The 14539-nt window shown below is 64.5% G+C and carries 12 protein-coding genes; 6 read left to right on the forward strand and 6 right to left on the reverse strand.

Features of this window, described 5'->3' with window-relative positions; genetic code table 11:
* Positions 1-21: 21 nt before the first annotated feature.
* Both sigK and GP2_RS17715 read left to right on the forward strand, forming a co-directional pair.
* The gene (sigK, locus tag GP2_RS17710) at positions 22-618 is read left to right on the forward strand and encodes an ECF RNA polymerase sigma factor SigK (protein WP_040527385.1); all 597 of its coding nucleotides are present in this window, start codon (positions 22-24) and stop codon (positions 616-618) included.
* Positions 611-1444: an anti-sigma factor gene (locus tag GP2_RS17715; protein WP_006901939.1), complete on the forward strand. Its 834-nt coding sequence runs from the start codon at positions 611-613 to the stop codon at positions 1442-1444. The genes sigK and GP2_RS17715 overlap by 8 nt, the downstream gene beginning before the upstream one ends.
* Positions 1445-1583: 139 nt before the next feature.
* Here GP2_RS17715 and GP2_RS17720 read toward each other — a convergent pair whose 3' ends face one another.
* Positions 1584-1958, reverse strand: coding sequence for a LuxR C-terminal-related transcriptional regulator (locus GP2_RS17720; RefSeq protein WP_006901940.1), 375 nt, complete (start codon positions 1956-1958; stop codon positions 1584-1586).
* Between the two features lie 225 nt (positions 1959-2183).
* Entirely contained in the window at positions 2184-2879 is a 696-nt protein-coding gene (locus GP2_RS17725) for a helix-turn-helix transcriptional regulator (protein ID WP_006901941.1), read from the reverse strand.
* 284 nt (positions 2880-3163) lie between these two features.
* Here GP2_RS17725 and GP2_RS17730 point away from each other — a divergent pair, with 284 nt between their 5' ends.
* From GP2_RS17730 to GP2_RS22295, 4 genes are all read left to right on the forward strand, one after another.
* The gene (locus GP2_RS17730) at positions 3164-3919 is read left to right on the forward strand and encodes an acetoacetate decarboxylase family protein (RefSeq protein ID WP_006901942.1); all 756 of its coding nucleotides are present in this window, start codon (positions 3164-3166) and stop codon (positions 3917-3919) included.
* Positions 3920-3971: 52 nt separating this feature from the next.
* Entirely contained in the window at positions 3972-4982 is a 1011-nt protein-coding gene (locus GP2_RS17735; RefSeq protein WP_006901943.1) for a pirin family protein, read from the forward strand.
* A 107-nt stretch (positions 4983-5089) separates the two neighbouring features.
* Positions 5090-5608, forward strand: a complete 519-nt coding sequence (locus GP2_RS17740; protein ID WP_006901944.1) for an MTB12 C-terminal domain-containing protein — start codon at positions 5090-5092, stop codon at positions 5606-5608.
* A gap of 475 nt (positions 5609-6083) precedes the next feature.
* On the forward strand, positions 6084-6371 hold the full coding sequence (locus tag GP2_RS22295) for a hypothetical protein (RefSeq protein ID WP_255218659.1): 288 nt from the start codon (positions 6084-6086) through the stop codon (positions 6369-6371).
* A gap of 193 nt (positions 6372-6564) precedes the next feature.
* Here the strand turns inward: GP2_RS22295 and GP2_RS17750 are convergent, their stop codons facing one another.
* From GP2_RS17750 to GP2_RS17765, 4 genes are all read right to left on the reverse strand, one after another.
* Entirely contained in the window at positions 6565-6882 is a 318-nt protein-coding gene (locus tag GP2_RS17750) for a hypothetical protein (RefSeq protein WP_006901946.1), read from the reverse strand.
* Between the two features lie 370 nt (positions 6883-7252).
* A complete protein-coding gene (locus GP2_RS17755) occupies positions 7253-8110 on the reverse strand; it encodes a glycosyltransferase family 2 protein (RefSeq protein WP_006901947.1) in 858 nt (285 codons plus the stop codon).
* A gap of 224 nt (positions 8111-8334) precedes the next feature.
* The gene (locus GP2_RS17760) at positions 8335-8568 is read right to left on the reverse strand and encodes an MbtH family protein (RefSeq protein WP_006901948.1); all 234 of its coding nucleotides are present in this window, start codon (positions 8566-8568) and stop codon (positions 8335-8337) included.
* Between the two features lie 33 nt (positions 8569-8601).
* Positions 8602-14454, reverse strand: coding sequence for a non-ribosomal peptide synthetase (locus GP2_RS17765; RefSeq protein WP_217997249.1), 5853 nt, complete (start codon positions 14452-14454; stop codon positions 8602-8604).
* Between the last annotated feature and the right edge of the window lie 85 nt (positions 14455-14539).

Genomic DNA, 14539 nt, shown 5'->3' on the forward strand with positions numbered 1-14539 from the left:
GATTCCGGCTACCGTGATGAGGTGACATCGGACGACGGCGACGAGGGCCCCGGACGCGGACACGAATCTCGCGTGTTGCGCGATCTTCTCCAATCGGCGTCCACCGGGGACCGCGCCGCGTTCACGCAGTTGTACGACCTGACCAGCTCCCGCATCTACGGACTGGCGTTTCGCGTGGTCCGGGACCGCGAATACGCGGAGGAAATCGTGCAGGAGGCCTTTCTGCAGTACTGGCAGAAGGCCGGCGAGTACCACCCGGCCCGTGGCTCGGTCATCACCTGGATGATGACCATCGCGCACCGCCGCGCCGTCGACCGCGTGCGCTCGGAGCAACGTCAGCAGGACCGCATATCCGACTACGGCGCGGCCTCGGTGGAGACCCCGCGCAACATCCCGCTCGAGGTGGCCGTCCACGCCGACGAGGCGCGTACGCTGCGCACATGCCTCGGCGAGCTGACCGAACTACAGCGGAACGCCATCGAGATGTCCTACTTCGGCGGTCTGACCTACCCGGAGGTGGCGCAGCAGACGGCGACCCCCTTGCCCACCGTGAAGTCCCGCATCAGGGACGGCCTTCGCCGCCTGAAACAGTGCTTGAGGACGCAGGAGGATGCCTGACCCGACCATGCCAACCACCGACGCGGAGCCCGACGACCGAATGTCCACCTGGCTCGACGACCACATCGAGCTGTATGCCGTTTCCGCACTGACCCCCGAGGAGACCCTCCGCGCGGAACGGGAACTCGCCGCACTCTCGGCTGCCCGGCGATCGTCATACGACGCCCGGATCGTCGAAACCCAGAGCGCCATGGCGAGATTCGCGAGCGCCTACGCCCTTGAGGCACCCGCCGACCTCCGACGCCGGGTCCTTGCCGATGTCTTCGACGATCCGTTCGACCCGACGACTCAGACACCGGCCGCCGATCTGGGGTCCGCGCGCCGTCGACGTGAGGAGACCGCACAGGGACCGCGCCGGAAGATGGCCGTGCTGGCCGCCGCCGCGGTGACCGTCGTCGTCGCGCTCGGCGCCGGCGTGCTGATCGGTCGCACCACGGCACCGGAACCGTCCCCGGCGGCGACAGCGATCGACGAGAGCCGGCAGCAGGTCCTGGACGTCCTGGCTGCGGGTGACGCGACCGTGACCGCCCAGCCCCTGGCCGACGACCGCGGCACGATCACGGTCGTCAACTCGGCGAGCGCGGGTCGCGTGGTGACCCTGATCCGGAACACCAGCCGCCCTATCTCGCCCGACAGCACCTACCAGCTGTGGCTGGTCGGCGGAGCGGACGACCCGGTTCCGGCAGGACTGATCCCGGGAGGCGACACCGAACCCGTCGTCGTCGGCGAGCTGGGTGGCGCGCAGGTCCTGGCGGTGACCATCGAACCGACCGGAGGCAGCAAGCAGCCGACGACCCCGATCCTGGCGCAGATTCCGCTCACGTGAACCTGCGTCCGGGGAACCCACTCGTGGGGATACCGACAGGACCGTCTCTACGCGACCCGGCCGAAAGCCGGCGCGCGACCCGCTGAGCTCGTTCGCGGTCCCAAGAAATCGGCCCGGGAATCAACCCCCGGGCCGTCACTCACCAGCGATCGAGGCTGGTGTAGCCGTCCTGCAACGCGCGAGCGAACAGATGCGTCTTGGTCGGCGCGGGACGACCCACCGCCGTGTACTTGGCGCGAATCCGGGCCAAGTGGGTGCTCACGGTCGACGCGGAGATGAACAGGCGGGCAGCGGCTTCTTCCTTGGACTCCGCGGCCAACCACGCCAGGAGGACCTCGACCTCGCGGTCGGAGAGACTCGGACGAGGCAGGTTCGCCGACCCGGGTTCTCCGACGGTCCGGTAGTCGGAGAGTCGCGCGACGCCGGTTGCCGTGGCGTCCGGAGTCCCGACGCGACGCTGGTCTACAGCACCCCGGGACGGTACGGAACGAAAGATCTCTGAAGTGGCCGTCACTGGTCCATCCCCTTGTTTGTCAAGCGTTTCGCCTGCACTCCCGACCACGCACGCTCCACGCATCATTCCCGTTGATCCCAAACTAGAACTCAGGTCCGTTGGACGGTAGACCCAGAAAGGGGGACTTCCGTCGTGCTCGGATCGCTCGTCGACTGATTCACTCACGCTCGCGTCCCCCCGTCACTGATTCCGCACCCTCCCGTCGACCGACCGAGACCACCCAGATCAGTCCGGCCGATCCCCTGGCTTGCGGACCCGGTGCCGCTGGGGGACCGGAAGCCACCCGTCCTCTACCGCCCGCTTGAACAGGTCCACCTTTGTCCGGGTGGGCCGTCCGGCGTCGGCGTACTTCTGCCGAATCCGCTTCAGATACTCGTTGACCGTCTCGGCCGACACCCCCAGAGCGGCGCCGACCCGCGCCGAGGTCTCGCCCGACGCGTACAGGGCCAGGACCTTCTGGAGCTGGGGAGACAGGTCGACGGCGGCGAGTTCGGGGTCGCCGTCGATGGCGGCCGCCCACTCCGTCGTCAAGACCGCCCGCCCCTCGGCCGCGGCTCGGATCGCGTCGATGATGACCGATTCGTCCGCCGACTTGAGCACGACGCCGAGCGCGCCGGCCCTCGCCGCCGACCGGAGCAAGGCGGGGTGTTCACCCGAGGTGTAGACGACGGTGGCCACCCCGGCGTCGGCGAGGGCGTTGACGTTCTCGCGAGGCGTGGTCCCGTCGTCGAGTCGAAGGTCGAGCAGCACCACGTCGAGCGGCATGCCGGCGAGGACGCCCGCGACCGTGGAAGCGGAACAGACCAGAGAGATGTCGTCGACGGTGTCGAGAACGCGCTCGATACCCCAGATCGGCGAGCGGTGGTCGTCCACCATGCCGACGCGTATGACGCGTTCGCTCCCGGACCCCGCGTCGGTCATCGACGACGTCCCCCTTCCTTGCCCGGGCGGCCGATGCCGGCCTCTGAGCAATTAGACAGCTTCGTACTCCTCTGTACTCGGCGAACCTATCGAACGATTCCGACAACGTTCTCAGTCAGATGCCTCACCTGCGACAACTGGTCTCGTTTTGTCGCAGCATCGGTCCTCGACATGGGGGGACATGATGAGTTTTCGCCCTCGAGCCGCAGCCCACGTGCCAAACTGGAACACGTTCTAATTCATGGCGGCGACCCTACCGCCGCAGCGAGCCACGAGGTGAAACGATGAGCGCACCTTCGACGCACGACGTCCTGGGCACGACGGTGACCATGCCGGTGGAGATTCGGCACGCACGATGCTTCGTCGCCGGGTTCACGGCCGACACCGCCGCGGTCCAGCGCGCCATCGACAGCGAGTCGACCCGTCCCGGAACACTACGCCCCCTACGGATACGTCCCGGGCGATCGATGTGCATGATCGTCTTCGTCGACTACATCGACGGCGACCTCGGCCCCTACAACGAGTTCGGGGTGTGTTTCCTGGTCGAGGACCCGTCGCAGCCGCCGACCTCGCCGCTGTCGGCGCTGGCCTCACTCGTCAAAGGCGACGCCCGAGCGCTCGTGCACCGACTGCCCGTCGACGGCGAGTTCACGCTCGCCGCCGGCCGCGGGATATGGGGGTTCCCGAAGACCCTCGCCGACTTCGATGTCGACCACACATCAGCGGGCCGTCACGGCCGGGTCGAGGCCGACGGCCGCCTCATCGCCGACCTGCGCCTGAAGGCCGGTCTCAAGGTCCCCGACACCACCGCCGACACGGTGCTGAACGCGTACTCGCAGCTCGACGGCGTCACCCGCATGACTCCGTGGCGACTCACCTCGGTGAGCGGCACGCGCACGCGCATAGGCGGAGCGACCCTCACCCTCGGGGACCATCCCATCGCCGACGAACTGCGCTCGTTGCGCCTGGGTCGCCGTGCCCTGATGTCCAGTTCGGTGGACAAGATCACCATGCGCTTCGAGGACCCGATCGTCATCTGAGCCCATCCCCGGAGTCGGCACGCCGCGCCCACGCGCGGAGCACAATGACCCCATGAGCAACCTCGAGACGGACCCGGCCGAACTCGACTGTCGTGGTGACGCCGACGCCGCAACCTCCGGCAGCGGCCCACTGCACGTGGAGGTGCTCACCGCCCGCGACGTCCCGCTGGGCGGCCCGCGCGCGATGACCGTCCACCGAACGCTCCCCCAGCGGTCGAGATCGCTCATCGGGTCGTGGTGCTTCGTCGACCACTACGGTCCCGACGACGTGTCGCAGACCGGAGGCATGGACGTTCCACCCCACCCGCACACCGGGCTGCAGACAGCCAGCTGGTTGTTCACCGGAGAGATCGAGCACCGCGACACGATGGGCAATCACGCGATGGTCCGGCCGGGCGAGCTCAACCTGATGACCGCCGGCCACGGCATCGCCCACACCGAGGTGTCCACGCCCGAGACGACCGTCCTGCACGGAGTGCAACTGTGGATCGCGCTGCCCGCCGAGGCGGCGGACGCACCGCGCGACTTCGCGCACCACAAGCCCGACGACGTCGTCCTCGACGGGGTCCGGCTCAAGGTGTTCCTCGGTGAACTGGCGGGCACGCGCTCCCCCGTGCGCACCTTCCTGCCGCTGCTCGGCGCCCAGATCGACTTCGAGCCGGGCGCCCGTGTCGAGCTCGACGTCGATCCCGCGTTCGAGCACGGCATTCTCGTCGACTCCGGCACGATCGAGGTCTGCGACTCCGACGCCCCTCCGCTCCGGCGCACCGAACTCGGTTACGTCGGCCTCGGAGCGTCACGCCTCTCGCTGCGCGGCGTCGGCGCCGAACCCGCTCGCATCCTGCTGCTCGGTGGGACCCCGCTCGACGAGGACATCGTGATGTGGTGGAACTTCATCGGCCGCTCACACGAGGAGATCGTCCGGTTCCGCGAGGAATGGATGGCCCACAGCGACCGATTCGGCCAGGTCGTCGGGTATCAGGGCCCCATCCAGCACCTGCCCGCGCCCGCGTTGCCTCATTCCCGGCTGCATCCGAGACAGAACTCCCCGGGACGCGCCTGAGACGAATACGGATCGAGGTCCCGACAAATCCGCCGACACGGTTAGGTTAGTGTTGGCTTAGTACTCCCGCGAAGTTGTTCGCGGAGGTGTCGTGTGAAGGGGAATCAATGAAGATCCGGAAGTCCATCGCCGCCGTCACCCTGGCCGGCGCTGCACTGTTCGTCGTCACCGGCTGCTCGGACAGCTCCGACACCGTCGACTCGGCCGCCAGCAAGGTGCCCACCGCAGTCGAGTCGGCCGCAACCGCGGTCTCCACGGCTGTCGAGGACGCCGTCGACGAGGTCACCGGCCTGAGCACCGAGAAGGCTCAGGAGATCCTGCGCAAGGCCGTCGACGCGAACACGCCGGCCGACGAGATCGATTCCGTCGTCGACACCTCGAACCCGGCGACCAAGACGGCGATCATCGAGTACGCCAAGGCCTCCAACGGCTTCGGCTACACCCCGGACATCTACACCGTCAAAGAGGTGAAGAAGGACGGCGACAAGGCCGTCGCGACCGTCGCGGTGAAGAGCCCGCACGCTCCCGCGCCGGTCGACGTCCAGCTCACCTACGTCGACGCCGACGGCTGGAAGCTCAGCGCCGACGCCGTCACCCAGCTCTCGAGCATGGCCCGCGGCAACTGACGCCAACCGCGGCCATCTGACTTCTCGACGCCCACTGCACCCGCCGGTCGTCGGTACACTCGCGCAGGTACGGCCTGCGCAGGTGGCCGGCGGACGAGGAGGTGCAGTGGGCGTCGACAATTCGACCCAACCGTTCCCACCGGCCGACACCGAGCGGTACCAGCGATGGCCGGCGGTCAACGATCTCGACGAGGTACTTGCTGCGGAGCCCGTCGTCGGCGGCACGACGCCGGCGGCACGTCCTGGCACCCGACCACAGACCGTGGCGCCGCGGCCGCTACGTCGCCCCCTGTCGGAGCAGCACGCCCCTCTCCCGCCGGTCGGCGACTTCTGGGATGTCGGGGCTACGTCCCGGCCCGAACAATTGCTGCCTGGACAATTGCGGCCCGAAGAGTTGCGGTCCGCTCAACCGTGGCCGCGCACCGGTGCCGCTGCCGTCTTCACGTCTCTTCCGGCACGACGTGTCTGGAAACCGATGCCCTATGTCGCGCCGCCGTCGCAGCGGACGGTCGCACCAGCTGCATCGCTCGCCCTCACCTGCGGCCTGCTGTCGCTACCGCTGACACTCGCCCTCGGCCTGGGCGCTTTTCTCGGCACGATCGCGATCGTCGCGGGTGTGGTGGGCATCCGACAGGTGACCAACGCGCCGGCAAGCACGAAAGGCACCGGTCGTGCCGTCACCGGGATCATCTGCGGTGTCGGTGGCGTGATGGTCGGCGGACCGATCCTGGCGTTCGTGCTCCTGCTCGCCGGCCTGCTCTGACCAGGTTCGCACTCCCATCGCGCATCGGTGCGTCCCGATTCCCAACTCCCGATCCGGGCATCGGCGGTACCCGGAAACGGCAACAGCGTGGCCTCAGGAGACAGGAAGCCAACCGGCAGCGCCTGGATATGCCACGAGACCCGCCCGGCATAGGCCAAGCGGGTCTCGCGACAGTGTGGACCGGCGGCGGCTACTAGCTGACCGCGCGCAGGTGACTGCGGGTACCGTGGCTGTCGCCCAGACGTCGTCCGAGCCAGGCCTCGACCTCACCGATGACCCGCATCCGGTCCTCGATCGATTTGATGTCGTTCAAAGTGGGCACACAGTTCATCAACGCCGCGTAGAACGCCGAATTGTGTGACAGACCGTGCAGCGAGCACACGTTGTCGTACTCGTCGATCCGACCCGCGAGCTCTCCGTAGCTGAGTGCCTTCTCGCCCAGGCGAACCGCAGTCAGCCTCGGAGTGATCGCGCCACGATCCAAGATGTCGTGCAAGAGATCGTCGTACATGACTATCTACCTTCCCCCCCGCCGTAGTGGCGTCGTCGCGACGTCCTCGCCTCCCCTGACGTGGATCCGTCGCGCCATAACATAGTGTGCCCCACCTCGGCTAAAAAGAGGACTACTGCTCGAGCACCTGTGGTACATCCCACAAGCCCAGTTGCTTCAGGAGTGTGGCTCCACACTACTACTGGGGCCAATGTTGCCGGCGAGGCAAGCTTTCGAAAAGGCCGATTGTTATTTGCTTGCGACCATCCCGATATTCGGGTTGATTACATACTCGGCGATCCGGGTAGACATCATGTGTACGTCACTGCGTGAACCATGCGAATACATCGTCCCAAGGGCATGGCTCCGCCTCGGAGTGAAAAGGCGGTCCTCAGCCCGACCTGGATCCTTCTATCGGCGAGATGCGACCCTGCCGACGGTCACGGAACGGACGCCACTGACGGGTTTCGGGATCAAATGGCACCAACAGCATGCGCGAGATTCCGAGAAGCACGACGTTCATCGGAAATGCCCGCCGCAACCGTCTTGCTCCGGGCTCATCACCATGCAGTTCATGAGTACGGATTGCCGCACGTGCATACGCGATGTTGGCACGGACCGGCTCGGCCAGCCGACGAGCGGACTGAGCAACGGTTAAGGCCGCGTACCTTCGCACGACGCCACCGGATTTGACGACAGCGCAATACAGGTCGAGATCCTCGTGGGTTCCGGGCTGATCGAGTAGGAGAGGCTCTGCACTGCGCCACATCTCGCGTCGGATCGCCATGTTCGACCCTTGGAGCGTATCGCCGGCAACGCTGCCCGATCTCAGAGCCTGCCCCGCCTCCTTGCGAACCAGCTTTCGCAATGCACTGTCCAACGGAGTGTCGTAGAAGTACACGCCCCCGTACACCGCGTCGGCATCCGGATCACTATTAAAGAACCGGACCGCACGGCCAGCCCACTGCGGGTCGAGCCGGGTGTCCGCATCGATACGTCCGATTATGTCACCCACGGCGGCATTGAATCCGGTACGCCGGGCGGCCGCCACACCTGGTACGGGCTCCACGAGAATCCTGAGCGGGATTCTGTCGGCAAATGTCCGCACCACGTCCATCGTGCCATCAGTGCAATTGTTGTCCACGATGATCACTTCATCGAACGGGCGGACCTGCCGAGCAATGTGTTCGAGGCATGCCGTTATGGTGTCGACCTCGTTGTACACAGGGACTACCAGGCTGAGTCGCACGGCGCCTCCTCGATGACGATGGTTGTCTCACACACTCATAGCGACGTCGCCTGCCGCCCACACGCAATTTGGGATCACCAGTACGCAGTATGGATCAGCCGTGTCGCCCCGTTGATACAGACCACCCGGAACTGACAACAACTCCTGGCCTCACCGACTTGTGCCTGCCCGATCAGACGAACGGGCAGGCAGCGACGTGACCGAGGTCTGACGACGCCGGACGCTCAGCTCCCGCTCTTGTCGGCAGCATCGGCCTCCATTGCTTCGATGAGGCTCTTCGGCCGCAGGTCGGTCCAGTTCTCCTCGACGTACTTGAGGCAGGCCTCGCGACTGTCCTCGCCGAACACCTTCGTCCATCCTGCCGGAACATCGGCGAACGTCGGCCACAGCGAGTGCTGGTTCTCGTCGTTGACGAGGACATAGAAGCGGCCGTTCTCGTCGTCAAAAGGGTTGGTCATAGTTACTCCTACTTTCTGTTGCCTTGCATGAGTTCACGTCTGCACGGTGCCTGATTGAAATGTCTTGTCAGCATTCCCGTGGCCGGGATCTTCGGTTTCGGAAAGCGCTTGCTCAATTCTCGGACCAATCACCGCCATGGCAGCAGAATCGGCCATTCCCAAGTGATGCGTAGCAACGTCAACATTCTCCACACCTCCTGATACGTGGGCGCGCCAGCTCTCCGCGACAACAGTCGGGTCCTCCTTGTCACTTGTCGCGGTAAACACCTGAACCCTTCCGTGGAACGGTTGCGGCTGGAACTGCATCGATAGCCGGGGGGCAGCCTCGAAACTGTCCATTACTCGGTCAACGACGTCTTCCTCCAGCAAGCCTATCTTCGCGATCTGGGACCGTACGATGGAAGCTACTTCCTCTGAGGTTTCGGCGGTGATCGCTTCATCTAGGTCGAATAGATCACGCCAACCACCGAGGAGGTCTGCCGCATGGTCAGTGATCCCAGCTCGCTGGCCATCCTCCTCGAGACCGCGCGCAGCTAGCGGCGCACCTCCCGTGGTTAGAAGCATGCTGTCCATCACACCGAGATAGGCCACCTGTTCACCGTCAGCTTGGAGACGCGTCGCCATCGCAAAGGCGATAGTTCCACCGATCGACCAACCGAGGATATGGTACGGCCCGTTTGGCTGCACTCGACGGATCTCATTGACGTAGCGCTCGGCGAGTTCGTCGACATCAGTTGCACTGGGCTCACCGTTGACAACGTGGGGGTCCTGCAAACCATAGATGGGACGATCCGCAAGGTACTGGGCCAATGCGCCGTAGAACCACGCGAGACCGCCTGCCGGGTGAACGCAGAAAATTGGCAGACGGGCCCCGTCGGCACGCAGCGTGATGAGGACGTCATTCCGCAGTTCGCCATCGCCGTCTATGCGACGGCCGAGTTCACGGATGGTGGGATCGCTGAACAGCCATTTGAGTTCGCACGGTAGTCCACGCTGACGCACCCGAGCGACCACCTGTACCGCCAGCAGCGAATTGCCGCCCAAATCAAAGAACGACTCGACCACACTGACCCGCTCAACACCCAACAGATCAGCAAACACCCCAGCCACAACCTCTTCGGTCTCAGACCCAGGCGCCACATACTCGGCCACACCGAGCTCGGGATCCGGCAACGACCGCCGATCCACCTTGCCCGCACTATTGAGCGGCATCTCCTCCAACACCACCCACACCGACGGACGCATGTACTCCGGCAACGATCCCGCCACCGACGCCCGCACCACATCCACATCCACAGAAGCAGGAGCGACATACCCGACCAGCTGATCACCAGCCGGACCAGACACCACCCGAGCCGCCGCATGCACCACACCCGGCGCACCCGAAACCGCCGACTCCACCTCACCCAACTCCAGGCGCTGACCACGCAACTTCACCTGGAAATCGGTACGACCCAAATACTCCAAATGCCCGTCCCGATTCCAGCGGGCCCGGTCACCGGTCCGATACAACCGCGCACCCGGCCCACCGAACGGATCCGCCACAAAACGCTCTGCAGTCAGATCAGCACGCGAAGCGTAACCACGGGCAAGCTGCACACCACCCACATACAACTCGCCCGGAACACCAACCGGTACCTCGTTCAGATTCTCATCGAGCACATACGCGTTGACATTCCGAGTCGGAGTTCCGAGCGGTATCACCCGGTCATCGATACCTACCCGATAACACGTCACGTCAATCGAGGTCTCGGCCGGACCATACTGGTTCCGTACACGCACACCTGGGAGTTGGTACATCAATTCACGAGCTGTCGGAGCCGTAAGTGCCTCACCACCGGTCTGTAGCAGACGCAACGACGTCAAGTCCGTGACCTGGGGACCGAGCACCTCGTTGAACACCGCCAGCATCGCTGGCACGAAGTGCACGACGGTCACCTCATAACGGCTGATCAGGTCCGCCAGATGCCCCGGGTCACCATGCCGGCCCTCGTCGGCGATGACCATCGTCGCACCGATCTTGATCGGCAAGAAGATCTCGCGGACCGCGACATCGAAGGTGATCGGCGCCTTGTAGAGGAATACGTCGCGCGCGGTCAGATCGTACTGGTCAATGTCCGCATACAGTCGGTTCGCAACACCCCTATGAGTGATGACCACTGCCTTCGGCTGTCCCGTCGATCCCGAGGTGAACAACGTGAACGCAGCATTCTCACCCCGAACAGAAGCCACCGACTCAACACCGTCGACGATACCGGCCTCATTCGGGTGCGGCTCGCCTACCACATGGACCTCGGCGAGCCCGTCGAACCGAGAACGAGCCTCCACCTCCTGACCAGCGGTCACCAAGACCAGCCGAACCTGTGCCGTCTGAGCCATATACCGCAGACGATCGACTGGCAACTGCCTGTCCAAAGGTACGAAGTGCCCGCCCGCTTGAACCACGGCATGAATGGCCACCACCTGTTCGACCGACCGCGCCATCTGGATGCCGACAGCAACCTCCGGCCCGACCCCCAAGTCGATCAACTCGTGAGCCAACGCAGCCACACGGAAATCGAACTCCCCACGACTGACGAACTCACCGCCCGAAATGATCGCCGGCCGGTCGTAAGAATCACCCAGCCCAGAAGCGGCGCCAGGTCGCACCTCTTGATCGGTACTCGAACTCAATACAGCGCCGACACTCTGCTGCCCGGTCTCACGCCACGGCTCGCCGAGCGTCTCCGGGACAGATCCGCCCTCCCAGCCACGGGACCACTCCCGCAACCGCGGAAGTTCATCGACAGTCATAATCGGAATCTCGCCGACCCTGCGCGCCGGATCTTCGGTCACAGCCGTCAGGGCTCTGACGAATCGCTCTGCCAAGTCATGCACTGTCGACTCATCGAACAGGTCCACGGCGTAGGTGACACCCACCTCACCCTCACCGACACCCCCGCTGGCCAAGGTAATCGATAGATCATTATGCGCAGGCACAACCGGAGGATGAAGGGACTCAACCTCCAGCCCACCCACCACCAACGCACCATCGCCAGAACGAGCCCCATCCTGTTCCGGAACCGACAACGTGACCTGAGCCAACGGTGCAAATGCCTGAGAACGCACCGGCCGAACACGCTCGACAACCGCCTCAAAAGGCACATCAGCATGAGTGAACGCCTCGAGATCGACCCCACGAACTTTATCCAAGAAGTCAACGAAACGATCACGCGAACGGACCGGTGTCCTCAGCACAAGTGTGTTGACGAACATACCCACCAACGGCTCGAGGACCTGCTGCCCACGGCCCGCGATCGGCGTAGCGATCGAAATGTCATCAGTCCCCGACAGCCGCGACAACAACACCGCCAACGCTGCATGGACCACCATAAACCGAGTCACACCTCGCTCGCGGGCAAGCGCGTCCAGACGCACACCCAGCTCGGGCGGCAGCGGTACCGAGACCACAGCCCCATGATGCGACGCGACCGTCGGGCGCGGCCGATCGAGCGGCAACTCCAATACATCCGGCGCACCGGCCAACTGCCGCTGCCAGTACTCCAACTGCCGCCCGACCACTGACGCAGGATCATCCGGCGAACCCAACACCTCACGCTGCCACAACGCGTAGTCGGCAAACTGCACCTCGAGCGGATCGAACCCGGGGTCCACGCCAGCTGTCCTAGCCAGATAAGCACCGACGATGTCACCGATCAACGGACGCATCGACTCACCGTCGCCGACCAGGTGATGCAGCACGGCCAGCAGCACGTGCTCGGTGTCGGACACCTTCATCAACCGCACGCGGAAGGGTGGCGCCGCGGCCACGTCGAATCCGGTCCCCGCAGCTGCCACCAACTCGCCCTCATCAGAGACCACGGCCCAATCGGGCTCGGCCACAGACGAATCCGCGGAGTGGACCAGCTGGAAGGGCTCACCATCCACCGACGGGAATGTCGTGCGCAGGATCTCGTGACGTTCGACCACGTCGGCCACCGCAGATCGAAGAGCGGGCACATCCAAAGACCCCTTCAGACGCACCCCAATTGGCATGTTGTAAGTCGGTGCCTCCGGCTCCAACTGGTTGATAAACCACATCCGCTGCTGCGCAAACGACAACGGAACACGCTCCGGACGCGGTGAAACCGCAGTAACCGGTGGCATCGCAGGAGCAGCATCAGCAGCGGCAATCACCAACTCACGTACAGACGGCGCATCGAAGATGTCTCGCACCGACACCTGCACACCCAACACCGCAGACACGCGCGCGGCGAGACGTGCCGCCGACAACGAATTACCACCCAGATCGAAGAACGACTCGACCACACTGACCCGCTCAACACCCAACAGATCAACAAACACCGCAGCCACTGACTGCTCGGCCTCAGACTCAGGAGCGACATACTCCATCGCATCGAACACCGGCGCCGGCAAAGCCTTCCGATCCACCTTGCCCGCCGCGTTGACCGGCATATCGTCGAGCACAACCCACACCGACGGCCGCATGAACGGCAGCAAATGCTCGGCGGCATACGCACGCAGCACACCGTGGGTAACTTCGTCGTCGCCGGTCACATACGCGACCAGATTCTGCGAACCCGCAGGAGTATCGACCACCGTGACGGCCACCTCGTGAACCCCAGGAGCCGAGGCGATAACCGACTCGATCTCTCCGAGTTCAATGCGCTGACCACGCAACTTCACCTGGAAATCCACACGCCCCAGATATTCCAACTGCCCATCGGCACGCCAACGCACGACATCGCCGGTACGATACAAGCGTGCGCCCGGCTTGCCGAACGGATCAGCGACAAACCGCTCCGCCGTGAGCCCCGGGCGACCGATGTACCCACGGGCCATCTGCCCGCCACCCAAGTACAACTCACCGGACACCCCCATCGGCACCGGACGCAACCGCGAATCCAGAACCTGCGCAACCGTATGCGGGGTCGGCACACCGATCGGCACTGTCGGCACTCCCGAACCCACCTCGGCAATCGTCGAGTAGATGATCGTCTCGGTCGGCCCGTACTGGTTCTGCAGGTTGACGTGCGGCCACACCCTATACACCTCATCAGCAAGCGCCGGCGGCAACGCCTCCCCACCGACCTGAATGGTCCGCAACGTGCTCATCGCCCGCAGATCCTCAGCCGACAACTCACTGAGCACCAACGACAACATCGACGGCACCATCATCACCGACGTCACACCATGCCGGACCACATAATCCCGCAACGCCCACGGATCACGCTGCTCACCCGGACCTGCCAACACCACCGAGCCACCGCACAACACCGGGCGGAACAAATCCAGCACCGACGGATCGAATGTGAAATCCAACACCGCCAAAACCACATCGGCCGAAGAGAACCCGTACTGCTCCTGATCGGCCCGCAACATCGCCATCACCGTCCGACGCGACACCGTCACACCCTTCGGCGTACCCGTCGACCCCGAGGTGAAGATGGTGTACATCGGATGATCCGGAAGCAGGGGCGCAGTACGGTCGGCATCGGTGATGGTCGAACCATCACCGACCAGCACCGCCGACGCATCCACCTCCACCACCCGTACAGCCCCAAGATCGACACGATCGGCAGCTTCACGCGCATGCGCCGACACCACCAACACATCAGCACCAGTGACCTCGAGGATGTACCGAACCCGCTCAGCAGGAGCATCCACCCCCACCGGCACGAAATGACCACCCGCAGCAACCACCGCATGCGCAGCAATCACCATCTCCACCGAGCGCGGCACCGAAACCGCCACCGGCATCTCAGGGCCAACACCTAGCCCGATCAACTCCCGCGCAAGCACATTCGTCCGGGCAGTGAGCTCGCCATAATCGATGACCCGATCACCGTCGATCACCGCAATAGAGTTCAGGAACGACGGCTCCACCCGCTCTACCAGGTCACCCAAAGTCGCCGAGCCGTCACCGATCTCACATAGCGTGCGAACCCCAGACCACTCGGCGAGCTGCTCA

The sequence above is a fragment of the Gordonia paraffinivorans NBRC 108238 genome (assembly GCF_000344155.1).
Taxonomy (GTDB): domain Bacteria; phylum Actinomycetota; class Actinomycetes; order Mycobacteriales; family Mycobacteriaceae; genus Gordonia; species Gordonia paraffinivorans.

Coding starts and splice junctions, on each gene's coding strand:
- GP2_RS17750 (WP_006901946.1), bottom strand. CDS start 6,882: ATGTACGACGATCTCTTGCACGACATCTTGGATCGTGGCGCGATCACT.
- GP2_RS17760 (WP_006901948.1), bottom strand. CDS start 8,568: ATGACCAACCCTTTTGACGACGAGAACGGCCGCTTCTATGTCCTCGTC.
- GP2_RS17740 (WP_006901944.1), top strand. CDS start 5,090: ATGAAGATCCGGAAGTCCATCGCCGCCGTCACCCTGGCCGGCGCTGCA.
- GP2_RS17715 (WP_006901939.1), top strand. CDS start 611: ATGCCTGACCCGACCATGCCAACCACCGACGCGGAGCCCGACGACCGA.
- GP2_RS17730 (WP_006901942.1), top strand. CDS start 3,164: ATGAGCGCACCTTCGACGCACGACGTCCTGGGCACGACGGTGACCATG.
- GP2_RS22295 (WP_255218659.1), top strand. CDS start 6,084: ATGCCCTATGTCGCGCCGCCGTCGCAGCGGACGGTCGCACCAGCTGCA.
- GP2_RS17725 (WP_006901941.1), bottom strand. CDS start 2,879: ATGACCGACGCGGGGTCCGGGAGCGAACGCGTCATACGCGTCGGCATG.
- GP2_RS17735 (WP_006901943.1), top strand. CDS start 3,972: ATGAGCAACCTCGAGACGGACCCGGCCGAACTCGACTGTCGTGGTGAC.